The following is a 26814-nucleotide window of genomic DNA, read 5'->3' as shown; positions in this document are numbered from 1 at the left end:
GAAAGGGATGAAACGCGGCGATTCGCAGAGTAGGATGGCGCGATGCAGTGGTTGATGTAGCGAGGAATTTCATGTCAGACACCTTGAACCCGGTGCCCAGGGCGGTGCAGATCGTCGAGCGGACCAATTGCTTCCAGGGCTTCTACAAGCTCGACAAAGTGCGTCTGCGCCACGAGCTGTTCGCCGGCGGCATGGGCCGTGAGATCAGCCGTGAGCTGTTCGTGCGCCACGATGCGGTGTGCGTGCTGCCCTACGACCCGCAGCGCGACGAAGTGGTGCTGATCGAGCAGTTTCGCGTCGGTGCGCTGGACAAGACCGACAACCCTTGGCTGATCGAACTGGTCGCCGGTCTGATCGACAAGGACGAGCAGCCCGAGCAAGTGGCCCATCGCGAAGCCGAGGAAGAAGCCGGCCTGCACTTTGCCGCGCTATGGCCGATGACCCGCTACTTCCCCTCGCCGGGCGGCAGTGACGAATACGTGCACCTGTTCCTGGGTCGCTGCAGCAGCGAGGGCGCTGGCGGACTGCATGGCCTGGAAGAGGAGGGCGAGGACATCCGCGTGCGCGTGTGGACCTTCGACGACGCTTTGCAGGCGGTGCGCGACGGGCGCATTGCCAACGCCGCGAGCATCATCGCCCTGCAATGGCTGGCGCTGAACCGCGACGAAGTGCGGGGGATGTGGAAGTGAACCTGCTGCGCGAACGCTATCGGGTCGACCTGGCCGGGTTGCAGGCGGCCTGTGAGGCCAACTACGCCCGGCTGATGCGCCTGCTGCCGGACATGCGCAGCACCCAGAGTTCGCGACGCATCGGTATGACCCAGGGGGACCAGATGCTGGGGGTGCTGGTGCTCGAGGTGGTGCTGGCCTGCCCCTATACCACCACCTTGCGTGTGCGCCAGGAGCACAGCCTGCCCTGGTTGCCGGTTCCGCAGTTGGAGGTGCAGGTGTACCACGATGCGCGCATGGCCGAGGTGGTCAGTGCCGAGCATGCGCGGCGCCTGCGCAGCATCTATCCGTATCCGAATGCGGCGATGCACCAGCCCGACGAAAAGGCTCAGCTCAACCTGTTCCTCGGCGAATGGCTGAGCCACTGCCTGGCCTGCGGCCATGAGTACGAAACCGTGCGTTGAAATGTGACGCTCGTCGATTTTGCGTCTTTGCCTCATCTTTCACTGCGTCCATAATTCTGCCGATTCCGCACAAGGAGACGGCCGTTGTCGCACCCACCCACGCCTCCCGCACCGCTGCATCTGGTGCAATTGACCGACCCTCATCTGTTCGCCGATCCCGCGGGGGCCATGCTTGGCCTGAACACCCGCGACAGCCTGCGCCATGTGATCGCGCAGGTACGCCGCGAACAGCCGCGCATCGACCTGCTGTTGTGCACCGGTGATTTGTCCCAGGATGGCAGCGCCGCGTCCTATGCCGCGTTCCGCCAGCTCACCGACGAGCTGGGCGCGGCAGCCCGCTGGCTGCCGGGCAATCACGACGACGCCCGACTCATGGCCGAGGTGACCGCGCACAGCGCGCTGATGCAGGCGGTGACCGATATCGGCGCCTGGCGCATCGTCATGCTCGACAGCGCCGTGCCCGGTGCCACCCATGGTCAGCTCGCGGCGGCGCAACTGGCGCTGCTCGACGCTGCCTTGGCCAGCGCAGGAGACCGCTACTGCCTGGTCTGCTGCCATCATCAGCCGGTGGATATCGGTTGCGCCTGGATCGCCCCGATCGGCCTGCGCAACGCCGATCAGCTCTTGGCGCGCCTGGCGCAGTACCCGCAGGTCAAGGCGCTGCTCTGGGGGCATGTGCATCAGGAGTGGGACGAGGTGCGCGAGGGTCTGCGGTTGCTGGCCAGTCCATCGACCTGCCTGCAGTTCGCCCCCGGCAGCGCGGATTTTCAGGTGAGCGAGCAGCAGCCAGGCTATCGCTGGTTGCGCCTGCATGCCGATGGACGGTTGGAAACCGGCGTCGAGCGGGCACGGGATTTTCAGGTCACGCTGGATTTCGACAGTCCTGGCTACTGAGGCCTGCGGCAGCCTCGAGAGGGGGCGTGCTCTGGGTGTTTTGCCGAAGAACTCGTAGGCAAAGTCCGGGCCTTTCGTCAAAACCCCGCGAACAGGCTAAACTGCGCGTCCTACGCCCATCACATCGGGCGCGAAGCCGCAGATTCCGGGGGTAGCATGTCGGGTTCGATCCTCTATATCCATGGCTTCAACAGCTCGCCGCTGTCCACCAAGGCCCGGCAGCTCGAAGCCGTCATGCAGCATCTCGGCCTGGCCGAGCGACTGCGCATCCCGGCCCTGCATCATCACCCGCGCCAGGCCATGGCCCAGCTCGAAGCGGGGCTGGCGGAGCTGGATGCGCCGCTGCTGGTCGGCAGCTCGCTCGGCGGCTACTATGCCACCCACTTGGCCGAGCGCCACGGGCTCAAGGCCCTGCTGATCAACCCGGCGGTCACGCCGCACCGGCGCTTCGACGGTTATCTCGGCACCCAGCGCAATCACTACAGCGGTGAAACCTGGGAGCTGACCCACGACCATGTGCAGGCCCTGGCCGAACTCGAAGTGCCGCCGCCGCAGGACGCGACGCGTTATCAGGTGTGGCTGCAGACCGGCGACGAAACGCTGGACTACCGCGACGCCGAGCGTTTTTACCGGGCGTGTGCCCTGCGCATCCAGGCCGGAGGCGATCACGGCTTCCAAGGCTTCGTCGAGCGCTTGCCCGCCCTGTTGGCCTTTGCCGGCATTGCCCGCGGACAGTACGCGGCGCTCGACTTCTCTGTATTTTGACCTTTGCATTCACCAGACTGACGACGAGAACCCATGGCCAATCCCAGCGCTAGCGCCTATAACGCAGACGCCATCGAAGTCCTCTCCGGCCTCGACCCGGTCCGCAAGCGACCGGGCATGTACACCGACACCAGCCGGCCCAACCACCTGGCCCAGGAAGTCATCGACAACAGTGTCGACGAAGCCCTGGCGGGCCACGCCCGTTCGATCCAGGTCGTGCTGCATGCCGATCACTCCCTGGAGGTCAGCGACGACGGCCGTGGCATGCCGGTGGACATCCACCCCGAAGAGGGCGTGTCCGGCGTCGAGCTGATCCTCACCAAACTGCACGCCGGGGGTAAGTTCTCCAACAAGAACTACCAGTTCTCCGGCGGCCTGCACGGCGTTGGCATCTCGGTGGTCAACGCCCTGTCCTCCCAGGTGCGCGTGCGCGTCAAGCGTGACGGCAACGAATACCAGATGACCTTCGCCGATGGCTTCAAAGCCACCGAGTTGGCGGTGGTCGGCACCGTCGGCAAACGCAACACCGGCACCAGCGTGTACTTCGCCCCCGATCCGAAGTATTTCGACTCGCCCAAGTTTTCCATCAGCCGCCTCAAGCACGTGCTCAAGGCCAAGGCTGTGTTGTGCCCGGGGCTGTCGATCAGCTTCGAGGACAAGGGCACCGGCGAGAAGGTCGAGTGGCACTACGAAGACGGCCTGCGCTCGTACTTGGTCGACTCGGTCAGCGACTTCCTGCGGCTGCCCGACGAGCCGTTCTGCGGCAGCCTGGCCGGCAACAAGGAAGCGGTCGACTGGGCGCTGCTGTGGCTGCCCGAGGGCGGCGACAGCGTCCAGGAAAGCTACGTCAACCTGATCCCCACAGCGCAGGGCGGTACCCACGTCAACGGCCTGCGCCAGGGCCTGCTCGACGCCATGCGCGAGTTCTGCGAGTTCCGCAACCTGCTGCCGCGCGGGGTCAAGCTGGCGCCGGAAGACGTCTGGGAACGCATCACCTTCGTGCTGTCGATGAAGATGCAGGAGCCGCAGTTTTCCGGCCAGACCAAGGAACGGCTGTCGTCGCGCGAGGCGGCGGCATTCGTCTCCGGCGTGGTCAAGGATGCCTTCAGCCTGTGGCTCAACGCCCACCCCGAACTGGGCATGCAACTGGCCGAACTGGCCATCAGCAACGCCGGGCGGCGTTTGAAGGCGAGCAAGAAGGTCGAGCGCAAGCGCATCACTCAAGGCCCGGCGCTGCCCGGCAAGCTGGCCGATTGCGCCGGTCAGGACCCGATGCGTGCCGAGCTGTTCCTGGTCGAGGGCGACTCGGCCGGTGGCTCGGCCAAACAGGCGCGGGACAAAGAGTTCCAGGCGATCCTGCCGCTGCGCGGCAAGATCCTCAACACCTGGGAAGTCGATGGCGGCGAGGTGCTGGCCAGCCAGGAGGTGCACAACATCGCCGTGGCCATCGGCGTCGATCCGGGTGCCGTTGACCTGTCGCAACTGCGCTACGGCAAGATCTGCATCCTCGCCGACGCCGACTCCGACGGCCTGCACATCGCCACCTTGCTGTGCGCGCTGTTCGTCCAGCACTTCCGTCCGCTGGTCGAGGCCGGTCATGTCTACGTGGCCATGCCGCCGTTGTTCCGCATCGACCTGGGCAAGGACATCTATTACGCGCTCGACGATGCCGAGCGCGATGGCATTCTCGATCGTCTGGTCGCCGAGAAGAAACGCGGCAAGCCACAGGTCACCCGCTTCAAAGGCCTGGGCGAAATGAACCCGCCGCAACTGCGCGAAACCACCATGGACCCCAATACCCGGCGCTTGGTGCAGCTCACCCTGGACGACTTGCCCGGCACCACCGAGATCATGGACATGCTGTTGGCCAAGAAGCGCGCGGGCGATCGCAAGCACTGGCTGGAGACCAAAGGCAACCTGGCCGAGGTCCTGGTTTGATGCGGTCACTGTGCGCGGTGCTGCTCACGCTGCTCAGCGTTTCGACGCTGGCCAGCGAGTGGCCCGAGCTCACGCTCACTGCCGAGCATCCGATCGACGGCATGCGCGGCGGCAACCTGTCGGGTCTGGCCCAGTGCCTGGGCGCCCTATGGGGTGTTTCCGACCGCGACGACGACCGTGTCTACCGCTTCGAGCAGCACGACGGGGTGTGGCAGAGCGAAGCGCTCACCTTCACTGCGCCGCCTCCACCGGAAAGCGGGTTGCCCTGGGGACTGAAGTCGCGCAACTGGGCGGCATCCTACATTCGTGGCGGTGAGCTGGACTTCGAGGGCATCGCCTGCGACGGCGCCGAAAACCTCTATGTGGTCAGCGAAGCCCACGCCGGCGTCCTGCAACTGCCGTTGCAGGGCGAGCCGGACTGGCTGCGCATCGATCCGGCCATGGTCCGCCAGGCCAGGGCCAGTGGCATGTTGCTGCATTTCAACGCGCTGTTCGAAGGCCTGGCCATCAATCCTGCCGGCGACCGCCTGTGGCTGGCCGCCGAACGCGAGCGCCGTGGCCTGATCTCGATACAGCGCCAGCAGTCGTTGTGGACCTGTGGCGTCAGTTGCGTACTGCTCAGCGAGGCGGGCCTGGAGATGCAGCCGCCGCAGATGCCCAATGCCCGAGCGGTGTCGCGGGACTTCGCCGACCTGGCGCTGTTCGAGGGCAAGCTGTTCACCCTCGAGCGCAACGCCTACCGCATCTGCCGCCGCGATGCCGACAGCGGCGCGGTGGAGCGCTGCTGGTCGTTCGCCGCCGAGGCGCTGGTGGAATCGCGCCGCTACGACCAGCCTTACGGCCTGGCCGAGGCGTTGGTGATCGACAAGGATGGCGCCTGGATCGGCCTGGACAACAACAACGGCCGCCGTGCCGATGGCGAAACCCGACCGATCGTCTGGCGCTTCGCTGCGCCGGCCGGCGGCTGGAGCGCCAAGCCTTGAGTCAGCCACCGGGCAAGCGTGCCGGACGCGTGCTGATGATCGTCGCCTGGGCGGCCGCGCTGTTTCTCGCCACGCGCTTTTTCGGCCAATGGGAAGATCGCCAGCTCAATCCCAACAGCGCGGTGCAGTCCTCCCATGGCGAGGGCTTCATCGAAGTGAGTCTGTTGGCCAACGGCCAGGGTCACTTCGTGGCCGACGGCGCGATCAATGGCCAGGGTGTGCATTTCATGCTCGACACCGGCGCCACCGACGTGGCGATCCCTGAGGCGCTGGCTCGCGACCTGGCGCTGCAACGCGGCGCGCCGGTGATGCTCAGTACCGCCAACGGTCGCACCGAGGGCTATCGCACCCGGCTCGACAGCCTGCAGTTGGGCGATATCCACCTGCGCGAGGTGCGCGCCCTGGTGGTGCCCGGGCTGGACGGCCAGACGGTGCTGCTCGGCATGAGCGCCCTGAAACAACTTGAATTCACTCAGCGCGGCGGCACCATGCTGCTGCGCCAGAACCTGAAATGACGAGGCTCGCATGAGCGACTTACTGGACAGTCTCGAAGGCGTCGAACGCCGTTCCCTGGCCGACTTCACCGAACAGGCCTACCTCAACTATTCCATGTACGTGATCATGGACCGGGCCCTGCCGCACATCGGCGACGGCCTCAAGCCCGTGCAGCGGCGTATCGTCTACGCCATGAGCGAGCTGGGCCTGGATGCCGACGCCAAGCACAAGAAGTCGGCGCGTACCGTCGGTGACGTACTGGGTAAATTCCATCCCCACGGCGACTCGGCCTGCTACGAAGCCATGGTGCTGATGGCGCAGCCGTTCAGCTACCGCTACACGCTGGTCGATGGCCAGGGCAACTGGGGTGCGCCGGACGATCCGAAATCCTTCGCGGCCATGCGCTACACCGAGGCGCGGCTGTCGCGTTATTCCGAAGTGCTGCTCAGCGAGCTGGGCCAGGGCACCGTGGACTGGGGGCCGAACTTCGACGGCACGCTCCAGGAGCCGCTGGTCCTGCCGGCGCGCCTGCCGAACATCCTGCTCAACGGCACCACCGGTATCGCCGTGGGCATGGCCACCGACGTGCCGCCGCACAACCTGCGTGAAGTCGCCAGCGCCTGCGTGCGTCTGCTCGACGAGCCGAAGGCGACCCTCGAGCAACTGTGCGAGCACATCCAAGGCCCGGACTACCCCACCGAAGCCGAGATCGTCACGCCGCGCGCCGACATCCTCAAGATGTACGAGAGCGGCAAAGGCTCGATCCGCATGCGGGCGGTGTATCGCGTGGAAGATGGCGACATCGTCGTCACCGCCTTGCCGCATCAGGTGTCCGGCGCCAAGGTGCTGGAGCAGATCGCGGCGCAGATGCAGAACAAGAAGCTGCCGATGGTCGCCGACCTGCGCGATGAGTCCGACCACGAAAACCCCTGCCGCATCGTCATCATCCCGCGCTCGAACCGCGTCGATGCCGCTGAGCTGATGCAACACCTGTTCGCCACCACCGATCTGGAAAGCAGCTATCGGGTCAACGTCAACATCATCGGCCTGGACGGGCGTCCGCAACTCAAGAGCCTGCGTGCGCTGTTGCAGGAGTGGTTGCAGTTCCGCATCGGCACCGTGCGCCGCCGCCTGCAGTTCCGTCTGGACAAGGTCGAGCGTCGCTTGCACTTGCTCGAAGGTCTGCTCACCGCCTTCCTCAACCTGGATGAGGTGATCCATATCATCCGCACCGATGAGCATCCCAAGCAGGCATTGATCGAGCGTTTCGCGCTGAGCGAAATCCAGGCCGACTACATCCTCGAGACCCGTCTGCGCCAATTGGCGCGCCTGGAAGAGATGAAGATTCGGGGCGAACAGGACGAACTGCTCAAGGAGCAGGCCAAGTTGTTGGCGCTGCTGGGCAGCGAGGCCAAGCTGCGCAAGCTGGTGCGCAGCGAGCTGATCAAGGATGCCGAATCCTACGGCGACGCGCGTCGCTCGCCAATCGTCGAGCGCGCCGAGGCCAAGGCCCTGTCGGAAACCGAGCTGATGCCGACCGAGCCGGTGACCGTGGTGCTCTCCGAAAAAGGCTGGGTGCGTTGCGCCAAGGGCCATGACATCGATGCCACCGGTTTGTCGTACAAGGCCGGCGATGGCTTCAAAGCGGCAGCGGCGGGGCGTTCGAACCAGTTTGCGGTGCTCATCGACTCGACCGGCCGCAGCTACTCGCTGGCGGCCCATAGCCTGCCCTCGGCCCGAGGTCAGGGCGAACCGTTGACCGGTCGGCTGACGCCGCCGCCCGGCGCCAGCTTCGAGTGCGTGTTGCTGCCCGAGGACGATGCGCTGTACGTGGTGGCGTCCGATGCCGGCTACGGATTCGTGGTCAAGGGCGAGGACCTGCAGGCCAAGAACAAGGCGGGCAAAGGGTTGCTGAGCCTGCCCAATGGCGCCAAGGTCATTACCCCGCGTGCGGTCGATGATCGCGAGCAGGATTGGCTGGCGGCAGTGACGACCGAAGGGCGTTTGCTGGTGTTCAAGGTGGCCGACCTGCCGCAACTGGGCAAGGGCAAGGGCAACAAGATCATCGGTGTACCGGGGGACCGGGTCGCCAGCCGGGAAGAGTACGTCACCGACCTGGCCGTGATCGCCGAGGGCGCGACCCTTGTGTTGCAGGCTGGCAAGCGTACCCTGTCGCTCAAGCCAGATGATCTGGAACATTACAAAGGCGAGCGGGGCCGCCGTGGTAGCAAGTTGCCACGAGGTTTCCAGCGCGTCGACAGCCTCACGGTAGAGCGTCCGGCGTGAACCGACTGTCCGTCCGGAACGGCGTTTTCAGCGTCGATCTGGGCGGAAATGCTGGAGTCTGCCGACCATTTCGCGGATGATACACCCCTCGCGGGGCCGGCGTGGCCGTGTGCCCCCAGGAATCCACACGAGTATCACTGCGGTTGCCGCGCGGCAACCGCCTGGATGGGACGATGAAATTTCTGCGCCTTCCCTTTGCGCTGTTGATGACGGGACTGCTGGGCCTGGGCGGGTGCACCATGCACCAGCCGGTGGCCTTGTATCAGCTCGACAGCGGTGACCCCGGCCAGCCGACGCAGGCTGCCGGCATGGCGGTCGTGCTCGGACCGGTCTCGGTCGCCGACTACCTGCAACGTGAAACCTTCCTGCAACGTCAGCCCGATGGCAGCCTCACCGCCGCGACCGACGGTCGCTGGGCCGGCAGCCTGTCGTCGGATATCGACCAGTTGCTGGTCCGCCAGCTCGCCTGGCGCCTGGATAGCCAACGCGTGGTCCTGGCCCCGGCCAGCACCGGCTTCACGCCTGATGTGCAGGTGCTGTTGTCCATCACCCGCCTGGACTCCGGCAGCAGCCAGCCGGCGATTCTCGACGCCCAGTGGCGCGTGCTCGACCGTCGCGGCCATGTGCGCGACAACCGTATCGTTCATCTCGAGCAGCAGCACGAAGGCAGTGAAGCGTCCCAGGTTCAGGCCCAGGGGCAACTGCTGCAGCGGTTGGTCGAGCAGTTGAGCAGCGCGGTCAAGCCTTTGGCCAACCAGCCGGCGCTCGCCGAAGAAGCCCCGAAGAAGCCGGCGGCCCAAGCCCAGGTGAAGAAGCAGCCCGAGAAATCGAGAATTCCGATGGCTTCGCCGATTCGCACGGACATGGAAGTGTTCCGCTTCTGACCCATCCGGCACAAAAAAGCCCGCAGCGCTGCGGGCTTTTTTGTGCGTTGGCCTCCGATCAGCCGCGCCGCTCGTGCATGCGGGCCAGTTGGCGCTCCAGCATCGACGGATACGGCTCCATCAGTCGTTCGACACAGCAGGCCCCCTCGGGGCTGGCAATCGGGCGAATACGCGCACGCTGGCGGATCAGCGCATCGTCGCTGACCTGGCGTTCGACCAGCAGCAGGTTGCGGCTGTGCTGTGACAGGGCCAGGGCCGCCTGGGCCTTGTCGGTCATCAGTAGATCCACCTGGTCCATGTCCAGCAGGTCTTCGCCCAGCGCCAGGCCCAGTTGCAGTTGCAAGGTGATGCCGCTGTCGGCCACCTCGATCTGCAAGGCGTGGCCCAGGGCGCGCAGCAGCTCGCCGCAGCAGATGGCGTTGGTGAGGTAGTCCTCGCCGCTGTGACGGCTGTGGAACAGCAGCAGGGTGCTGCCATCGTTGAGCGTCTGCACTTCACCTTCGTAGAGCGACGCGGCCTGATCCAGGCAGTCGCGGTAGCGCTCCAGAAGCTCGGTCAGGCGCGTGCGCGGCAGGCGCCGCAGTTGCTCCTGGGAGCCCAACTGCACCGCCAGCACGGCGCTGGTGTTCGGTTCGTCCGGCTCGGCAACGCTCAGCGCCTTGGCGCTGGGCTCGTTGTCCTCGAGCAGGTCGGCGAAGGCGTCGTCGTCGGCCTCTTCGTCGGCCGCGACGGGGCGGGCGCTCACGGGCTTGGCGGTGGCCTTGCGCGCGGCGGGCTCGACCGGCAGGTCGGCGAAGTCGTCCTCGTCTTCCGGCTCGGGCTCAGGCTCCGGTGGCGGCGGCGGCGCCAGCTTGGCGTGCAGTTGTCTGGCCAGATCGCCGATCTCGTCCTGACGCTCGATGCCCGGGGTGTAGGGGTGAGGATCGCGCAACCAGACCCGCAGTTGCAGCAGCGGCGTGGAGATGAAGCGACCCAGGCGCAGGCTCAGGGTCAGCGCCAAGGCCAGCAGGATGGCGGCGAGAATGCCCATGCTCTGCAGGCTGATCAGCATCGGCTGCTGGAACTGGCTCATGTCCAGGCTGATGCGCAGTTGCCCGGCGGTCACGTCCTGGAAGGTGATCTTGGTCTGGTAGACACCCTCGGCCTCGCCCAGCAGGCTGTTCTTCGGCCGTTGCCCGGCCTCGGCGAGGATGCGGTTGTCGGGGCTGTAGATCGCCGCGTGGGCCACCAGCGGGTTCTTCACCAGGTTGCCCAGCAGCACGTTGAGGCTGAGGATGTCGTTGGACACCAGCAGCTCGGTCGCCGACGTCGCCGTCTGGGTGGTCAGGCTCTGGCCCACGGCATCGGCCTGCTCGTGCATGGCCTGCTTGAACTGCAGGCCCATCACGCAGGCATAGATCACCAGAGCCAGCGCCACCAGGAAAATGTTGTGGCTGGCGATGCGCAATGCCAAGGGAATACGGCGTTGGCTCAAGGCTCGGAAGATCATCAGAAAGAAGTTGTCGGTTTTGACGGGCGTGGGCCGGTTCACAGAGCGCGGCTCTTTATGGCGGAATTGATGCCGGGCAGTATAGCGACCCGCGTTTTGTCGGCAAAGTATCGGTGCTGCCCGGTGGTCACTGAAAGTGGGTAGAATGCGCACTTTTCATCGAGTTGGAGCACGGTCTTGCGCGAAATCGTCCTGATCAACATCACTGGTGAAGACCGTCCGGGTCTCACTGCGGCCCTCACCGGCGTCCTGCTCCAGGGCGGTGTGAACATTCTAGACATCGGTCTGGCCGTCATGCACGGCACGCTGTCGTTCGGCATTCTGGTGGACATTCCCGACAACGAGGTGGCCACCGCCTTGCTGCAAAGCGTGCAGTCCAAGGCTCACGAGCTGAACCTGCAGGCGCGCTACACGCCGATTTCCGAAGAAGACTACCAGCAGTGGGTCGACGGTCATGGCGACAACCGCCACATCGTCACCCTGCTCAGCCGCAAGGTCACCCCGGCACAGTTGCAACGCGTCAGCGCGCTGATCAGCCAGTACGGCCTGACCATCGAGCGTATCGAGCGCCTGTCGGCCCGGGTCGCGCTCGATGCGCCCACCGAACAGGGGCGTGCCTGCCTGGAAATCTCGGTGCGCGGCGAGCCGACCGATCCCCAGGCCCTGCGCGCCGAGTTCTTCGCGCTGTCCTCCGAACAGGGCGTCGATATCGCCTTCCAGCAGGATGACCTGTTCCGTCGCAACCGCCGCCTGGCGGTCTTCGACATGGACTCGACCTTGATCGAAGCCGAAGTGATCGACGAGCTGGCCAAGGCGGCGGGTGTCGGCGAGCAGGTGTCGGCGATCACCGAACGCGCCATGCGCGGCGAACTGGACTTCCGCGCCAGCTTCAAGGAGCGCATGGCCTTGCTCAAGGGCCTGGATGTCGGCGTGCTGGACGAGATCGGCGCCTCGTTGCGCCTGACCGAAGGCGCCGAGCACCTGTTCGCTGAACTCAAGCGCCTGGGTTACAAGACCGCCATCCTCTCCGGCGGCTTCTCCTATTTCGCCAGGCAGGTGCAGGCGCGCCTGGGCATCGACTACGTTTTCGCCAACGAGTTGGAAGTGGTGGATGGCAAGGTGACTGGGGTGGCGGTGGAGCCGATCGTCGATGCCCAGCGCAAGGCCGATCTGCTACAGGAGCTGGCGATCAAGGAAGGTCTGCAACTGGAGCAGACCATCGCGGTGGGCGATGGCGCCAACGATTTGCCGATGCTGTCGCTGGCGGGCCTGGGCGTGGCCTTCAGGGCCAAGCCGCTGGTGCGTCAATCGGCCAAGCAGGCCATTTCTACGCTGGGTCTGGACGGGGTGTTGTATCTGCTGGGCTGGCGCGACCGCAACGGTTGCGCGTGAGGGCCTGGTAGAGGCATGAGGGCGCGGCAGGCTGCCGCGCCCTCATATGTCTGGTTAGCCTTGGGTCGGCAGTGCCAATTGCTCACCCATGCGTACGGCCGACAGCGCGCCGAGGTTCTGCGCCCACTTCACCTGATCGGGCCCGAACAGCACGATGGCGGTGGAGCCCAGCTTGAAGCGGCCCAGTTCCGCACCTTTCTCCAGATGGATCGGCGCACGGCTGGCTTCGTCGTAGCGAACGGTCTTGAGTTCGCGCTTGGGTGGTGTGACCAGCCCGGCCCACACCGTCTCGATCGAGGCGACGATCATTGCACCGACCAGCACCACGGCCATCGGCCCGCGCTCGGTGTCGAACAGGCACACCACGCGCTCGTTGCGGGCGAACAGTTCCGGTACGTTTTCAGCGGTGGTCTGGTTGACCGAGAACAGCCGACCTGGCACGTAGACCATCTCCCGCAGGGTGCCGGCCAGCGGCATGTGCACGCGGTGGTAGTCCTTGGGTGACAGGTAGATGGTGGCGAACTCGCCGCCCATGAACGGCGCTGCCAGCGCCGGATCGCCGCCCAGCAGCTCCTGGGCGCTGTAGCTGTGGCCCTTGGCCTGGAAGATGCGCCCGTGTTCGATCGGGCCAAGCTGGCTGACGGCGCCGTCGGCCGGGCACAGGATCGCGCCAGGGGTATCGTCCAGCGGGCGTGCGCCGGGCTTGAGGGCACGGGTGAAGAAGGCGTTGAAGTGCTCGTAGGCGGTGAGGTCTTCGACCAGCGCTTCGCTCATGTTGACCTGGTAACGCTTGGCGAACCAGGCGGTGAAGGCATTCTTGAACCAGCGTACGCGGCACTCGGCCACGCAGCCGGCCAGGCGCGAGAGCAGGTGATGCGGCAGCAGGTACTGGCTGATGATGAACAAACGGGATTTCATGCAGTTTCCTTAAACGTCTACAGGCGTGTCCGGGTGATTGCCCCACTCGCTCCACGAGCCAGCGTAGGCCTTGACCCGTGGATAGCCCAGGGCCTTGGCGACCAGGTAGGTGAAGCCGGAGCGACGGTGGGTCTGGCAGTGGGTGATCACTTCCTTGTCGGGGGTGATGCCCAGGTGCTGAAGGGTCTGTGCGATATCGCCGCGAATGCGCAGGCGGTCGTTGAGGTCCATGCCGGCGGTCCACTCGAAATTGATCGCACCGGGTATGTGTCCGCCTCGGGCGGCCAAGACTTTCTCTCCGGAGAACTCCTGCGGTGCACGGGCATCCCAGACCACCAGGTCAGGGGCGCCCAGGCGGCTTTGCAGGTACTCGCGGGTCGCGGTGGGTTCGCCGTGCAGGCGCAGGTGCACCGGTGTGTTCGCCACGGGCGGCACCTCGGTGGACAGTTGATCGGCAGGCCAGGCCTGGATCCCGCCATTGAGGTAGTGGTAGGCCTTGTGCCCGATCACGTCGAGCAGCCAGATGAAGCGCCCGGACCAGCCGCCGCCTTCGTCGTCGTACACCACGTACACCGCATCGTCGCGATGACCCAGTTCGCTGAACAGCTTTTCCAGATCGCCCAGCGCTGGCAACAGGCCGGGCGCAGGCGGTTGGCCGAGCTGGGTGCGCTTGCCGTCGACCAGGCGCGCGCCGGGGATGTGGCCGCTGCCGTAGCGATTGGCGCTGCTCAGATCGACCAGGATCAGCTCGGGCGACTGCAGGCGCGGCAGCAGGTCGTCGGCTTCGATCACCAGAGGCAAGCCGGAAAAATCAGTCATCCACGGTCTCCGGGGGCGAGAAAGGGGCGATTGTAGCGCACGGCTCAGCCATTGCGGTTGGCGAAGCTGGCCAGTGCGCGCTCGATACATTGCGCGGTTTTGCCGAACGCCTGCACGCCAACATCGGCCAGCGGCTTGCCGCCCTGGTCGGCGATCACCAGCATCAGCGCCTGCTCATTCAACGTCAGCGAGCGCAGCAGCACGTGTTCGCTGGGGAACAGGGCGCGCAGTGTGGTGGGCAGCAGGGGCGCGAAGCGGGCGTGGTTTTCCGGCGTCAGGCGCAGTTGCGAAGCTTTGCTCAGCAGTTTTTGCAGCAGGGTGCTTGCGTTCAGGTCGACCTTGAGCGCCGCCGCTTCACGCGGCAGGCCGGCGCTTTGCTGCACGCGCAGGCAGTCGTTGGGCTTGTCCAGCATCAGCAGCAGCACCCGCTGCATACCGCAGGCCAGCAAGGCATCACGTGCCAGGGTGGCCAGGTGCATGCTGTTGCTGAACGGGCTGGGCTGGGTCAGCAGCTCGCCGCACAGGGCACGCCAGCGTTCCAGGTCCTGCGCAGGGGGCGGCGGCGCGGTGAGCATGTCCGGGTGCGGCCGGCGTTGCTCCCAAGGCCAGATCAGCGCTTCGGCCGGATGGAACAACGCATGCCGGGCGTGATGGCGGGCGCTGGCGGCCGCCTGCTGGTGGACCTGCTGCTGGACGTCGTCCAGGGTGGTTTGCAAATACAGCGCGGTAAGCAGTTGCCAGCGCAGCAGGTGCGGGTTGTCCCAGCCGACCTGCGCCGACAGCGCCAGCCCGTTGGCCAGCAGCACGGTATTGGCCGGCTGGTTGAACCAGCGGCGCAGACCGCTTTCGTCGTCCAGGCGATGCTGTTGGTTCAGTGCATCGGGATCGCGCGCGATGTTCAGCACCTGGGCCAGTTGCTCGCGCTCTTCGAGCAGCAGGCGATAGCCCTGGGTGACCCATTCCGGCAGGCGCCAGTGCAGGGCGACGGCCCGGCACAGTTCCATGATGCGCACGCCGAACAATGCATGCTCCACCTCGGCGGCGTCCTCGCCCTTGTGGATCACCCGCAGTTCCCAGGCGTCGAGCAGCTTGGGGTAGGCCAACGCCAGGGGCCACAGCGGCGAGAGGAACAGCAGGCTGCCCCAGTGGATTTCCTGCCACAACCGTGCAAGGCGACTGGCGAACAGGCCGTTGGCCTGTTGGGTGGCATGCTGGCTGATCAGCAGGAACTGGCGCAGCACCGGCGGGATGTCGTCGGCCGGCACCGCCGGCAGACGCCCCATGAGTTGCAGGATGCGTGAAAGACCCAGGCGGTTGAGGGCGATCTCCAGGCTTTCGGCTGGCTCGGCCATGCTGGCGTTGGCCGGATGGTTGGCCTCGCGCATGACGCACAGCACCAGCGACGGGCTGTCCTGCATCAGTTCGGCGATGTCGCGCAGCGAGCGGCGGTTGTCGTTGACCGCCGCCAGGACGCGGTCATGACTCTCCTTGGGCACCGGCACACGGATACCGTCGAGTAGCTTTACCCAGCCCTCGAGAGAGGAGGGGACCTGCGCTGGCAGCTTGGTTTCGATTGGCATTTTGACATCAGTCCGAACTGGCTTTTCGCATTATGTGGCTATAGTCTGGCGCAGTTCTGCCGATAAGTAGAAGCAGAGTTTCAAAGCTCCCGCCCCTGAACCTGACCACGACAGCAAGTGCTTCCAATCTATGGCTAAAATTATCGGCATCATCGTCGTATTCGCGAGCGTTCTCGGCGGGTACGTCCTATCCCACGGCAAGATCGCGGCGCTGATCCAGCCATTCGAAGTGCTGATCATCGGTGGTGCAGCCTTTGGTGCCTTCCTGCAGGCCAACCCGGGCTACATGACCCTGCACGTGATCAAGAAGTCGCTGAAGATGTTCGGCAGCCGCTTCACCCACACCTTCTACCTGGAAGTGCTGGGCCTGATCTACGAGATTCTCAACAAGAGCCGCCGCGAGGGCATGATGGCCATCGAGGGCGACATCGAAGATGCCGCCGCCAGCCCGATCTTCGCCAAGTACCCGGCAGTGCTCGGCGACGAGCGCATGACGGCGTTCATCTGCGACTACCTGCGCATCATGTCCACCGGCAACATGGCACCCCACGAGCTCGAGGGCCTGTTCGACATGGAACTGCTGAGCATGAAGGAAGAGCTCGAGCACCCGTCGCACGCGGTGACTGGCGTGGCCGACGGCATGCCCGGCTTCGGTATCGTCGCGGCGGTACTGGGCATCGTGGTGACCATGGCCTCGCTCGGCGAGGGCGACCAGAAGGCGATCGGCATGCACGTGGGCGCGGCGCTGGTCGGTACCTTCTTCGGTATCCTGGCGGCCTATGGCTTCTTCGGCCCGCTGGCCAACTGCCTGCAGCACGACGCCAAGGAAGAGCTGAACGTCTACGAGGCGATCAAGGCCTCGCTGGTGGCCTCGGCCTCCGGCATGCCGCCGTCGCTGGCGGTCGAGTTCGGGCGCAAAGTGCTGTATCCGAAGCATCGCCCGAGCTTCGCCGAGCTGGAACAAGCGGTGCGCGGTCGCTGAGTCATGGAGAACAACCAGCCCATCATCGTCAAGCGCATCAAGCGCTACGGCGCCGGCCATCATGGCGGCGCCTGGAAGATCGCCTTCGCCGACTTCGCCACGGCAATGATGGCGTTCTTCCTCGTGCTGTGGCTGCTGTCCACGGCCACCCCTGAGCAGAAGATCGCCATCGCCGGTTACTTCAAGGATCCGATCGGCTTTTCCGAAAGCGGTACGCCTTACGTCATCGACCTGGGTGGCTCGCCGCAACTGGCGCCGGAAAAGACCATCAACCCGGAAGAGAAGTCCGAGCCGACGCCTGACACCAGCCTGCAACTGGACAAGGACAAGGTCGAGACCATGGCCGAGCAGGTCGAGCAGGAGCGTCTGCAACTGCTGCTGCAGGAACTGCAGAACAAGGTCGAAGAAAACCCGCAACTGCAGAAGTTCAAGGATCAGATCCTGTTCGAAATCACTCAGGACGGCCTGCGTATCCAGATCATGGACGCCGAGAACCGGCCGATGTTCGACTTGGGCAGTGCGCGCCTCAAGCCCTACTTCGAGGACATCCTGCTGGCCATGGCCGACACCATCAAGGCGGTGCCGAACAAGATCAGCGTGAGCGGCCACACCGATGCCAAGCCGTACGCCGGCACCGGCGACTTCGGCAACTGGGAGCTGTCGGCCAACCGCGCCAACGCCGCGCGTCGTGCGCTGATAGCGGGTGGTTACCCGGACGATCAGGTGGCGCGGGTGGTGGGCTATGCTTCGTCGTCGCTGTTCGACCGCGAGCATCCGCAGAACCCGGTCAACCGCCGCATCGACATCATCGTGCTGACCAAGAAAGCCCAGCGCGACATCGAAGGCGAGCAGAGCCAGCCCGATGCGCCAGCCAGCCCGACCACGCCGCCCGCCAACGCCGCGCCTGCGGCACCCGGCGCTGCGGCGGCGCCCACCACCGATCCGGCGCAGCCGATGCAACCGCGCGAGTTGCGCCAGAAGCTGAACATCTTCGAGAACGGCACCTTGAAGATGGACGACAGCAAGGAAAACTGACGCGCTGCCACGGCCCTGCAAGGGCCGTGGCTGTCAGTAGGTGTCTTGGGTCAGGCTTGCCACGATCGAGCGATAGCTGTGCATGCGCTGCGCTGAAACGCGACCCTCTTCCAGCGCCTTGAGCAACGCGCAGCCAGGCTCGCGGTCATGCTTGCAGTCGCGGAAGCGGCAGTTGCCCAGCAGGTCGCGAAACTCGATGAAGCCCGCTTCCACATCGTCGCGGCTGACGTGCGCCAGGCCGAATTCGCGGATGCCCGGCGAGTCGATCAAGTCGCCGCCATTGGGGAAGTGATAGAGCCGCGCCGTGGTGGTGGTGTGGGTGCCCTGGCCAGACCATTCGGACAAATCGCCCACCCGCGTCTGCGCCTGCGGCAGCAGGCTGTTGACCAGCGACGACTTGCCCACCCCCGATTGCCCGACGAACACACTGATGTGCGCATCCAGCGTCTGTTGCAGGCGCTGCATGCCATCGCCGTGGTGGGCCGACACTTCCAGCAACGGATAGCCCAGGTCGCGGTACACCGCCAGCAGCGCGTTGAGCGTGGGGGCATTGTGCGCGTCGATCAGGTCGGCTTTGTTCAGCAGCAGCAGCGGGCGGATGCCGGCGTGCTCGGCAGCGACCAGGTAGCGGTCGATGAGGTTGGCCTGGGGCTCGGGCGCCGGGGCGAAGACGATCACGATCAGGTCGACGTTGGCTGCCACCGGTTTGAGTTGGCCGTGGTTGTTGGGCCGGCACAGCTCGGTGCCGCGCGCAAGCTGCGCCACGATCACGCCGTTGCCCTGGTTGCCGGCACGCCAGACCACCTTGTCACCGGTGACCAGCGCCGGCAGGTTGGCGCGCAGGTTGCAACGGAACACCTGGCCGGCGGCCTCGCCGTCCTGGGCTTCGACCTCGACCGTGACACCGAAGTGGGCGATCACCAGGCCCAACTGCTCGGGGCCCAGGTCGCCACCTTCGAGCTCCTGTAGCGCGTGCTGCTCGCGTTTGGCAGCGCGGGCGGCGCGTTCACCCTGGATCTTTTCGATGCGCCAGTTCTGGCGGCGATTGAGCTGGCGTTTGGCCATGAAGGTTCCGTGTCGGCGGGGCAGAAAGAAAACGGCAAGCAGTTTAGCACGCTCCACTAGGCTAATATGGCGGCCTATTCGAGGAGCTCATGCATGCACAATCCACAGAACCTGATCTGGATCGATCTGGAGATGACCGGCCTGGACCCGGACACCGATGTCATCATCGAAATGGCCACCATTGTCACCGACAGCGAGCTAAACACCTTGGCCGAAGGCCCGGTGATCGCCATCCACCACAGCGATGAGGTGCTGGCGCGCATGGACGAGTGGAACACCCGCACCCACGGCGCCTCGGGCCTGACCCAGCGCGTGCGCGAGAGCCGTATCGACATGGCCCAAGCCCAGGCGCAGACCCTGGCGTTCCTCGAGCAGTGGGTGCCCAAGGGCAAGTCGCCGATCTGCGGCAACAGCATCTGCCAGGACCGGCGCTTCCTCTATCGCCACATGCCTGAGCTCGAAAGCTACTTCCACTACCGCAACCTGGATGTCTCCACGCTCAAGGAACTGGCCGCGCGTTGGGCGCCGCACGTGCGCGACAGCTTCCAGAAGGGCGGAACGCACCTGGCCCTGGACGACATCCGCGAGTCGATCGCCGAGCTGCGCCATTACCGCCAACACTTCATCAAGGTTTGACGAGCAGCGGCTTGTCGCCGCAGCGTCACGTCATCAGCGGCAAGCGCCTTGTGGCAAACCGTGCACCGCACAGGCTTGTCGCTTGCCGCTTGCAACTCGAAACTGCCTATCAGGTGCATCATGCTGTTGTTGCTCTATCTGATCGCGATCACGGCCGAGGCCATGACCGGTGCGCTGTCCGCTGGGCGGCGTGGTATGGACTGGTTTGGCGTGGTGCTGATCGCCTGCATCACTGCCCTGGGCGGCGGGTCGGTGCGCGATGTATTGCTCGGGCACTACCCGCTGACCTGGGTGAAACACCCCGAGTACCTGGTGCTCACCAGCTTCGCCGCCTTGCTGACCATTTTCATCGCGCCGTTGATGCGCCATCTGCGCACGCTGTTTCTGGTGCTCGATGCGCTGGGGTTGGTGGCGTTTACCCTGATCGGCTGCATGACGGCACTGGAAATGGGCCAGGGCATGCTGGTGGCGTCGATCAGCGGGGTGATTACCGGGGTGTTCGGTGGGATTTTGCGCGACATCTTCTGCAACGACATCCCACTGGTGTTTCGCCGTGAGTTGTACGCCAGCGTGTCGTTCGCGGCGGCCTGGTTCTACTTGGGCTGTGTGTACTTTCAGGTGCCGGCCGAGCAGGCGATGCTGTTGACGCTGTTCGGCGGTTTTCTGTTGCGGCTACTGGCGATCCGCTTTCACTGGGAAATGCCCAAGTTTCATTACAACGATGAGCGATGAGGCCTGCGGGACGCTACTCCAGCGCGACCTGATGCCGCGCCAGCGCCCACTGCACATGCTCTCTGACTAATGCCGACGGGTGCTCGCGCCGTGCTTTCAAGGCTTCGATCACGGCGATCGTCGTAGGCGCATTGCCCAAGCCCACCGCCAGGTTGCGCAGCCAGCGCTCATAACCGGCGCGGCGCAGCGGCGAGCCTTCGGTGCGGCTGAGGAAGGTCTTCTCGTCCCACAGGAACAGCGCCGCCAGTTCGGCGTTGTCCAAACCGTGGCGGGGTTTGAAGTCGTCTTCACCGGTGGACTTGGCGAAGCGGTTCCAGGGGCAGACGATCTGGCAATCGTCGCAGCCGAAGACCCGGTTGCCGATCAATGGCCTGAGCTCCACCGGAATGGCGTCCCGCAGTTCGATGGTCAAGTACGAGATGCAGCGCCGGGCATCGAGTTGGTAGGGACCGACGAAGGCGGAGGTCGGGCACAGGTCCAGGCAGGCCTGGCAGCGTCCGCAGTGTTCGCTGGTCTGGGCCTCGTCCGCCGGCAGTGGCAGGTCGACGAACAGTTCGGCGAGGAAGAAATAGCTGCCGGCCTTGCGGTTGAGCAGCAGGGTGTTCTTGCCGATCCAGCCGAGCCCGGCCTGTTGGGCGATGGCCTTTTCCAGCACCGGGGCACTGTCGACGAAAGCGCGGTAGCCGAACGGGCCGATGGCTTCCTGGATGCGGTCGGCCAGGTGCTGCACGCGCTTGCGCACCAGCTTGTGGTAGTCGCGGCCCAGGGCGTAACGCGAGACATAGGCTTTTTCAGGCTGGGCCAGGCGCTGGGCCATGCGTGTGTCGCCGGGCAGATAGTCCATGCGCAGCGACACCACGCGCAAGGTACCGGGAATCAGTTCGGCCGGGCGCGAACGTTTCGTGCCATGCGCTGCCATATAGTCCATCTCACCGTGGTGCCCGGCGTCCAGCCAGCGCTGCAGGTGCTGTTCGTGTTCGCCAAGTTCGACATCGGCGATGCCCACATGGGCAAAACCGAGTGCGTGGCCCCAATCCTTGATGGACTGGGCCAATAGAGGCAGGTCTGGAAGAGAGGCGGACATGGATGGACAGGCATTACAGGCTCAGGTGCGTATAATTCTGCCAGACATCGGAGCCTTTGACCCCATGCCTCAGACCAAACACCCCGGCAACGCCCCGCTCGCGCTCAGCAGCCTGACCGTCGCGCACCTGCCCGCGCGTCCCGCCGACGCCCACAAAGGCGACTTCGGTCATGTGCTGGTGGTCGGCGGCGACCTGGGTACTGGCGGTGCGGTGCTGCTCAGTGCCGAAGCGGCACTGCGCTGTGGCGCCGGGCTGGTCAGTGTGGCGACGCGGCCCGAGCACGTGGCCGCCAGCCTGGCCCGTCTGCCGGAAACCATGTGCCTGGGCGTGAGCTCGGCCAATCAACTGATGGCGGTACTCGAGCGCGCCTCGGTGCTGGTGGTCGGGCCAGGCCTTGGCCAGGCCGCCTGGGGGCGTAGCCTGCTGTCGGCCGTGGCCAACGCGCGGTTGCCGCAAGTGTGGGACGCCGACGCACTCAACGTGCTGGCGCGTGCGCCGTTGGCGCTGCCGGCCGGTAGCATCCTCACCCCGCATCCTGGCGAGGCGGCGCGGCTTTTGGGGCTGTCGACCGAGGCGGTGCAGGCCGACCGTGCGGGGGCGGCGCGCAAGCTGGCGCGCCGTCATGACAGCGTGTGCGTGCTCAAGGGCGCCGGCACGTTGATCGCTGACCCGCACGGCCAGTTGCGCGTATGCGAGCGCGGTCATCCGGCGATGGCTGGCGCAGGCCTGGGCGATGTGCTCAGCGGCGTGCTTGCCGCGCTGCTGGCCCAAGGCCTGGACGCGTGGCAGGCGGCGGGGCTGGGCGTGTGGCTGCACGCCTGTGCCGGCGAGCGCCTGGGCGTCCGGGGTAGAGGCTTGGCCGCCAGCGATCTGGTGCCGGTCATTCGAGAATTGTTGGAGGAGCATTCAGCGTGTCAGGCATAACCCTGTTTCTGGCCGATGAACCGGCCACCGTCGCCTTCGGTGCGACCCTGGCTCAGGTCACCGGCGGCCATGGCGTGATCTTTCTGGAGGGCGACCTGGGCGCTGGCAAGACCACCTTGTCACGCGGTCTGATCCGTGGGTTGGGCCACACCGGCGCGGTGAAAAGTCCGACCTTCACTGTGGTCGAACCCTACGAGATCGGCGATATACGCGCTTTTCATTTCGACCTGTATCGCCTGGTCGATCCAGAGGAGCTGGAGTTCATGGGCATTCGCGACTATTTCGAAGGCGATCCCCTGTGTCTTTTCGAATGGCCGCAGAAGGGCGCGGGCGTTTTGCCAAAGCCTGACCTGACCATTACCATAAGCCCCCAGGCGGGCGGCCGCTCGCTGAACCTGTCGCCGCAGGGGGCTCGCGGCGAAGCCTGGTGTGCCACTCTGGCTGCCGAATTCAAACAGTAAGTGGGGAAAGGTATGCCGCGCATCCGCGCACTGGTCGCCATCGTTGGCCTGCTGTTGACAGCAGTGACCCTCGACGCTCTGGCCGTCACGCAAGTCAAGAGCATGCGCCTGTGGCGCGCGCCGGACAACACACGGCTGGTCTTCGACCTGTCCGGACCGGTGCAGCACAGCGTCTTCACGCTCAGCGCGCCCGATCGTCTGGTCATCGACATCAATGGTGCGACGCTGGCCTCGCCGCTGAACGTCTCCACCTCGAACACGCCAATCACCAGCGTGCGTTCGGCTCAGCGCACCCCCACCGACCTGCGCGTGGTGGTCGACCTGAAGAAGGCCGTCACGCCGAAGAGCTTCACCCTTGCGCCGAACGCCCAGTACGGCAACCGTCTGGTGGTGGATCTGTACGACCAGGAGGCTGACGCCATCGCCGCCAGCAATCCGACGCCTGCGCCGGTCGCTACCGCGCCGGCGACCACGCCTGCGGTGCCGGTCACTCCGACCCAACCGGCGATCAAGCTGCCGCCGGTGCCCAACGGCAAGCGCGACATCGTGGTTGCCATCGATGCCGGTCACGGCGGCGAAGACCCCGGGGCCTCCGGCTCGCGGGGGCAGCACGAAAAAGACATCGTGTTGCAGATCGCCCGCGAACTGCAGCGCCAGATCAACACCGAGAAGGGCTATCGCGCCGAATTGACCCGCACGGGCGACTACTTCATTCCGCTGCGCAAGCGCACCGAGATCGCCCGCAAGAAGGGCGCCGACCTGTTCATCTCCATCCACGCCGACGCAGCGCCCTCCAAGGCCGCCTTCGGCGCCTCGGTGTTCGCCCTGTCCGACCGGGGCGCCACGTCCGAAACCGCGCGCTGGCTGGCCGACAGCGAAAACCGTTCCGACCTGATCGGCGGTGCTGGCAACGTCAGCCTCGACGACAAGGACCGCATGCTGGCGGGCGTACTGCTGGACCTGTCGATGACCGCCACGCTAAGCTCCAGCCTCAATGTCGGGCAGAAAGTGCTGGGCAACATGGGCCGCATCACGCCGCTGCACAAGCAGCGTGTGGAACAGGCCGGATTCATGGTGCTGAAATCGCCTGATATCCCGTCGATCCTGGTCGAGACCGGGTTCATCTCCAATGCCAACGAGGCCAACAAGCTGGCCACCCGCAGCCATCAGCAGGCACTGGCACGTTCCATCCACAGCGGCGTGCGCCAGTTCTTCCAGCAGAACCCACCGCCCGGCACCTACATCGCCTGGCTGCGCGATTCCGGCAAGATTGCCCAGGGGCCGCGTGAGCACAGTGTTAGGCCCGGTGAGACGCTGGCGATGATCGCCGTGCGTTATCAGGTCAGTGTGGCCAGCCTGCGCAGTGCCAACAACCTCAAGAGCGAGGAGCTCAAGGTCGGTCAGCACCTCGATATCCCGGCTACCACCCTGGCTTCGCAGCAATGAGCGACGGCGTCCGTATCCAGCTGCTCAGCCCGCGGCTGGCCAACCAGATCGCCGCAGGCGAGGTGGTCGAGCGTCCTGCTTCGGTGGTCAAGGAACTGCTGGAAAACAGCCTCGACTCTGGCGCTCGGCGCATCGATATCGAGGTGGAGCAGGGCGGGGTCAAGCTGCTGCGGGTGCGTGATGACGGACGCGGCATCGCCTCGGACGACCTGCCGCTGGCCCTGGCCCGTCACGCCACCAGCAAGATCCGTGAACTGGAAGACCTCGAAGGTGTGCTGAGCCTGGGCTTTCGCGGCGAGGCGTTGGCTTCGATCAGCTCGGTGGCGCGCCTCACCCTGACCTCGCGCACCGCTGATGCCGGCGAGGCCTGGCAGGTGGAGACCGAGGGCCGCGACATGCTTCCACGGGTGCAGCCAGCGGCGCATCCGGTCGGTACGTCGGTCGAGGTGCGCGACCTGTTCTTCAACACCCCGGCCCGACGTAAATTCCTCAAGGCCGAGAAGACCGAGTTCGATCACCTGCAGGAAGTGATCCGGCGCCTGGCGCTGGCGCGATTCGACGTGGGCTTTCATCTGCGCCATAACGGCAAGAGCATCCTCAGCCTGCACGAGGCGCCAGACGATGTCGCGCGGGCGCGGCGTGTCGGGGCCATCTGCGGTCCGGGCTTCCTCGAGCAGGCGTTGCCGATCGAAGTCGAGCGCAATGGCCTGCGCCTGTGGGGCTGGGTTGGGCTGCCGACCTTCTCGCGCAGTCAGGCCGACCTGCAGTATTTCTTCGTCAACGGCCGCGCGGTGCGCGACAAACTGGTCGCCCACGCGGTACGCCAGGCCTACCGTGACGTGCTGTTCAACGGTCGCCACCCCACCTTCGTGCTGTTCCTCGAACTCGACCCCACCGGCGTCGATGTCAACGTCCATCCCACCAAGCATGAAGTGCGCTTCCGTGAGGGGCGCATGGTGCACGACTTCCTGTACGGCACCTTGCACCGGGCGCTGGCCGATGTGCGCCCTGAAGATCAATTGGCAGCGCCGGCCGCCAGCAGCGAGATCGTCCGTCCCACCGGTCAGCAGGCCGGCGAGTTCGGCCCGCAGGGTGAAATGCGCCTGGCTGCCTCGGTGCTCGAGCAGCCTGCGGCCGAGTCGCGCCCGACGTTCTCCAATGGCGGCGCCGGGGCGGGCTACCAGTATCAGTATTCGCCGCGCCCGGCGGCGCCCGTGCCGGCCGGCGAGGCCCAGGCGGTGTATCGAGAGTTCTTCGCCCCGCTCGACGGCGCGGCGCCTGCTCCAGCGGCATTGCCGGACAGTCAGGGCGATATCCCGCCGCTGGGCTATGCCCTGGCCCAGCTCAAAGGCATCTACATCCTGGCCGAGAACGCCGTCGGCCTGGTGCTGGTGGACATGCACGCCGCCCACGAGCGGATCATGTACGAGCGCCTCAAGCTGGCGATGGCCAGCGAAGGCCTGAGCGGCCAGCCGTTGCTGGTGCCTGAGTCTCTGGCGGTGAGTCAGCGTGAGGCCGACTGCGCCGAAGAGCATGCGCAGACTTTCCAGCGCCTGGGCTTCGAACTGCAGCGCCTGGGTCCGGAAACCCTGGCGATCCGGCAGATTCCGGCGCTGCTCAAGCAGGCCGAGGCCAATCGTCTGGTTCAGGACGTGCTGTCCGACCTCATGGAGTACGGCACCAGCGACCGGGTCCAGGCGCACATCAACGAGCTGCTCGGCACCATGGCCTGCCACGGCGCCGTGCGTGCCAACCGCCGTCTGGCGATTGCCGAGATGAATGCGCTGCTGCGCGACATGGAAAACACCGAACGCAGCGGCCAGTGCAACCACGGCCGACCAACCTGGACCCAGATGGGCCTGGACGATCTGGACAAACTTTTCCTGCGCGGTCGATGAATGAGTCTTCACCCCCCTGCCATTTTTCTCATGGGCCCGACGGCCGCCGGCAAGACCGACCTGGCCATCGCGCTCACCCAAGCCTTGCCGTGCGAGCTGGTCAGCGTCGATTCGGCCATGGTCTACCGCGGCATGGACATCGGCACCGCCAAACCCTCGCCCGAGGTGCTGGCGGCGCATCCTCATCGGCTGGTGGACATTCTCGATCCCGCGCAGAGCTATTCGGCGGCGCAGTTTTGCACCGATGCGCTGGCGGCCATGGCCGAGATCACCGCGCGTGGCAAGATCCCGCTGCTGGTCGGCGGCACCATGCTCTATTACAAAGCACTGGTCGACGGCCTGGCCGACATGCCGCCGGCCGATGCCGCGGTGCGCGCCGAGCTCGAGGCACAGGCCCGCGAGCAGGGCCTGGCCGAACTCCATCGGCAGCTTGCCGAGGTGGATCCGGTCTCGGCCGCGCGCATTCACCCCAATGACCCGCAGCGGCTGATTCGCGCGCTGGAGGTGTTCCGCGTCAGCGGCCAGAGCATGACCGCGCATCGGGCCCGTCAATCCTCCGAAAGCAGCGGTGTAGAGGCGGGCGCGGGCGGTCATTTGCCCTATACTGTGGCCCGTCTGGCGATCGCGCCGGCGGATCGTCACGTGCTGCATGAACGAATTGCATTACGATTTTCGCAGATGCTGGAACAGGGCTTCGTCGACGAGGTCCGAGAGTTGCGGACCAGAAGTGACTTGCACGTGGGGCTGCCGTCTATACGGGCAGTGGGGTACAGGCAGGTCTGGGAATATCTGGACAGCCAACTGACAGCCGAACAGATGCGTGAACGCGGTATCATCGCCACCCGTCAGTTGGCCAAGCGGCAATTCACTTGGCTGCGCAGCTGGTCCAATGTGCACTGGCTGGACAGCCTGGCCTGCGACAATCTGTCCCGCACCTTGAAATACCTGGGATCGGCCTCCATATTGAGCTGAGTC

At 65.5% G+C, this 26814-nt stretch carries 25 protein-coding genes; 19 read left to right on the top strand and 6 right to left on the bottom strand.

Annotated features, from left to right (window positions below; all coding sequences use genetic code 11):
* The first annotated feature begins 71 nt into the window (after window positions 1–71).
* The 9 genes from ACK2SD_RS22050 to ACK2SD_RS22010 all read left to right on the top strand — a co-directional run bounded on the left by ACK2SD_RS22050 (window position 72) and on the right by ACK2SD_RS22010 (window position 9377).
* Entirely contained in the window at window positions 72–689 is a 618-nt protein-coding gene (locus ACK2SD_RS22050; protein ID WP_412460838.1) for an NUDIX domain-containing protein, read from the top strand.
* On the top strand, window positions 680–1132 hold the full coding sequence (locus ACK2SD_RS22045; protein WP_342649853.1) for a DUF1249 domain-containing protein: 453 nt from the start codon (window positions 680–682) through the stop codon (window positions 1130–1132). The genes ACK2SD_RS22050 and ACK2SD_RS22045 overlap by 10 nt, the downstream gene beginning before the upstream one ends.
* Before the next feature lie 168 nt (window positions 1133–1300).
* Entirely contained in the window at window positions 1301–2026 is a 726-nt protein-coding gene (gene cpdA / locus ACK2SD_RS22040) for a 3',5'-cyclic-AMP phosphodiesterase (protein ID WP_240326994.1), read from the top strand.
* A gap of 156 nt (window positions 2027–2182) precedes the next feature.
* The gene (locus ACK2SD_RS22035) at window positions 2183–2791 is read left to right on the top strand and encodes a YqiA/YcfP family alpha/beta fold hydrolase (RefSeq protein ID WP_029612795.1); all 609 of its coding nucleotides are present in this window, start codon (window positions 2183–2185) and stop codon (window positions 2789–2791) included.
* A gap of 33 nt (window positions 2792–2824) precedes the next feature.
* Entirely contained in the window at window positions 2825–4729 is a 1905-nt protein-coding gene (gene parE, locus ACK2SD_RS22030; RefSeq protein ID WP_039582838.1) for a DNA topoisomerase IV subunit B, read from the top strand.
* Complete coding sequence (locus ACK2SD_RS22025; RefSeq protein ID WP_412460837.1) at window positions 4729–5712, top strand: esterase-like activity of phytase family protein; 984 nt, start codon at window positions 4729–4731, stop codon at window positions 5710–5712. Before parE ends, ACK2SD_RS22025 begins: the two co-directional genes overlap by 1 nt.
* Window positions 5709–6227 carry a TIGR02281 family clan AA aspartic protease gene (locus tag ACK2SD_RS22020; RefSeq protein ID WP_029612792.1) on the top strand — a complete coding sequence of 173 codons (519 nt, stop codon included), beginning with the start codon at window positions 5709–5711 and terminating at the stop codon, window positions 6225–6227. The genes ACK2SD_RS22025 and ACK2SD_RS22020 overlap by 4 nt, the downstream gene beginning before the upstream one ends.
* 10 nt (window positions 6228–6237) lie before the next feature.
* Window positions 6238–8493: a DNA topoisomerase IV subunit A gene (parC, locus tag ACK2SD_RS22015; RefSeq protein WP_412460836.1), complete on the top strand. Its 2256-nt coding sequence runs from the start codon at window positions 6238–6240 to the stop codon at window positions 8491–8493.
* A 173-nt stretch (window positions 8494–8666) separates the two neighbouring features.
* Entirely contained in the window at window positions 8667–9377 is a 711-nt protein-coding gene (locus tag ACK2SD_RS22010) for a membrane integrity-associated transporter subunit PqiC (RefSeq protein ID WP_039582843.1), read from the top strand.
* Window positions 9378–9435: 58 nt separating this feature from the next.
* Here ACK2SD_RS22010 and ACK2SD_RS22005 read toward each other — a convergent pair whose 3' ends face one another.
* On the bottom strand, window positions 9436–10908 hold the full coding sequence (locus tag ACK2SD_RS22005; RefSeq protein ID WP_295486806.1) for a histidine kinase: 1473 nt from the start codon (window positions 10906–10908) through the stop codon (window positions 9436–9438).
* 135 nt (window positions 10909–11043) lie between these two features.
* Between ACK2SD_RS22005 and serB the strand changes: the two genes are divergently transcribed.
* Window positions 11044–12258 carry a phosphoserine phosphatase SerB gene (gene serB, locus ACK2SD_RS22000; protein ID WP_039582846.1) on the top strand — a complete coding sequence of 405 codons (1215 nt, stop codon included), beginning with the start codon at window positions 11044–11046 and terminating at the stop codon, window positions 12256–12258.
* Window positions 12259–12312: 54 nt separating this feature from the next.
* Here the strand turns inward: serB and asd are convergent, their stop codons facing one another.
* The 3 genes from asd to ACK2SD_RS21985 are packed head-to-tail and all read right to left on the bottom strand — an operon-like array spanning window position 12313 to window position 15575.
* A complete protein-coding gene (gene asd / locus ACK2SD_RS21995; RefSeq protein ID WP_039582848.1) occupies window positions 12313–13176 on the bottom strand; it encodes an archaetidylserine decarboxylase in 864 nt (287 codons plus the stop codon).
* A gap of 9 nt (window positions 13177–13185) precedes the next feature.
* Window positions 13186–13995: a rhodanese-like domain-containing protein gene (locus ACK2SD_RS21990; RefSeq protein WP_412460835.1), complete on the bottom strand. Its 810-nt coding sequence runs from the start codon at window positions 13993–13995 to the stop codon at window positions 13186–13188.
* 44 nt (window positions 13996–14039) lie between these two features.
* Window positions 14040–15575 (bottom strand): HDOD domain-containing protein, encoded by a 1536-nt coding sequence (locus ACK2SD_RS21985; RefSeq protein WP_412460834.1) that lies wholly within the window; start codon window positions 15573–15575, stop codon window positions 14040–14042.
* Window positions 15576–15705: 130 nt separating this feature from the next.
* On the opposite strand from ACK2SD_RS21985, the gene motA reads away from it, so the two are divergent.
* The gene (gene motA, locus ACK2SD_RS21980; protein ID WP_029612787.1) at window positions 15706–16557 is read left to right on the top strand and encodes a flagellar motor stator protein MotA; all 852 of its coding nucleotides are present in this window, start codon (window positions 15706–15708) and stop codon (window positions 16555–16557) included.
* A gap of 3 nt (window positions 16558–16560) precedes the next feature.
* Entirely contained in the window at window positions 16561–17592 is a 1032-nt protein-coding gene (motB, locus tag ACK2SD_RS21975; RefSeq protein ID WP_039582852.1) for a flagellar motor protein MotB, read from the top strand.
* Between the two features lie 33 nt (window positions 17593–17625).
* Here the strand turns inward: motB and rsgA are convergent, their stop codons facing one another.
* Window positions 17626–18657 carry a small ribosomal subunit biogenesis GTPase RsgA gene (gene rsgA, locus ACK2SD_RS21970; RefSeq protein ID WP_029612783.1) on the bottom strand — a complete coding sequence of 344 codons (1032 nt, stop codon included), beginning with the start codon at window positions 18655–18657 and terminating at the stop codon, window positions 17626–17628.
* A gap of 93 nt (window positions 18658–18750) precedes the next feature.
* On the opposite strand from rsgA, the gene orn reads away from it, so the two are divergent.
* Together orn and ACK2SD_RS21960 are read left to right on the top strand one after the other, a co-directional pair.
* Entirely contained in the window at window positions 18751–19293 is a 543-nt protein-coding gene (gene orn, locus ACK2SD_RS21965) for an oligoribonuclease (protein ID WP_029612782.1), read from the top strand.
* 117 nt (window positions 19294–19410) lie between these two features.
* Window positions 19411–20025, top strand: a complete 615-nt coding sequence (locus tag ACK2SD_RS21960) for a trimeric intracellular cation channel family protein (protein WP_205419316.1) — start codon at window positions 19411–19413, stop codon at window positions 20023–20025.
* Between the two features lie 13 nt (window positions 20026–20038).
* Here the strand turns inward: ACK2SD_RS21960 and queG are convergent, their stop codons facing one another.
* Window positions 20039–21109, bottom strand: coding sequence for a tRNA epoxyqueuosine(34) reductase QueG (queG, locus tag ACK2SD_RS21955; protein WP_412460833.1), 1071 nt, complete (start codon window positions 21107–21109; stop codon window positions 20039–20041).
* A 64-nt stretch (window positions 21110–21173) separates the two neighbouring features.
* Here queG and ACK2SD_RS21950 point away from each other — a divergent pair, with 64 nt between their 5' ends.
* From ACK2SD_RS21950 to miaA, 5 genes are read left to right on the top strand one after another with little or no spacing between them, the layout of a single operon-like run.
* Entirely contained in the window at window positions 21174–22034 is an 861-nt protein-coding gene (locus ACK2SD_RS21950; RefSeq protein ID WP_412460832.1) for an NAD(P)H-hydrate dehydratase, read from the top strand.
* Window positions 22031–22495, top strand: a complete 465-nt coding sequence (gene tsaE / locus ACK2SD_RS21945; protein WP_369811489.1) for a tRNA (adenosine(37)-N6)-threonylcarbamoyltransferase complex ATPase subunit type 1 TsaE — start codon at window positions 22031–22033, stop codon at window positions 22493–22495. Before ACK2SD_RS21950 ends, tsaE begins: the two co-directional genes overlap by 4 nt.
* Entirely contained in the window at window positions 22496–23941 is a 1446-nt protein-coding gene (locus tag ACK2SD_RS21940; RefSeq protein WP_205419300.1) for an N-acetylmuramoyl-L-alanine amidase, read from the top strand.
* Complete coding sequence (mutL, locus tag ACK2SD_RS21935; RefSeq protein WP_029612778.1) at window positions 23938–25839, top strand: DNA mismatch repair endonuclease MutL; 1902 nt, start codon at window positions 23938–23940, stop codon at window positions 25837–25839. Before ACK2SD_RS21940 ends, mutL begins: the two co-directional genes overlap by 4 nt.
* Complete coding sequence (gene miaA, locus ACK2SD_RS21930; RefSeq protein WP_412460831.1) at window positions 25840–26811, top strand: tRNA (adenosine(37)-N6)-dimethylallyltransferase MiaA; 972 nt, start codon at window positions 25840–25842, stop codon at window positions 26809–26811.
* Window positions 26812–26814: the final 3 nt, after the last annotated feature.

The organism is Pseudomonas sp. SC11, from assembly GCF_047039205.1.
Taxonomy (GTDB): Bacteria; Pseudomonadota; Gammaproteobacteria; order Pseudomonadales; family Pseudomonadaceae; genus Aquipseudomonas; species Aquipseudomonas boreofloridensis.
This window is presented reverse-complemented; position numbering and strand designations above follow the sequence as displayed.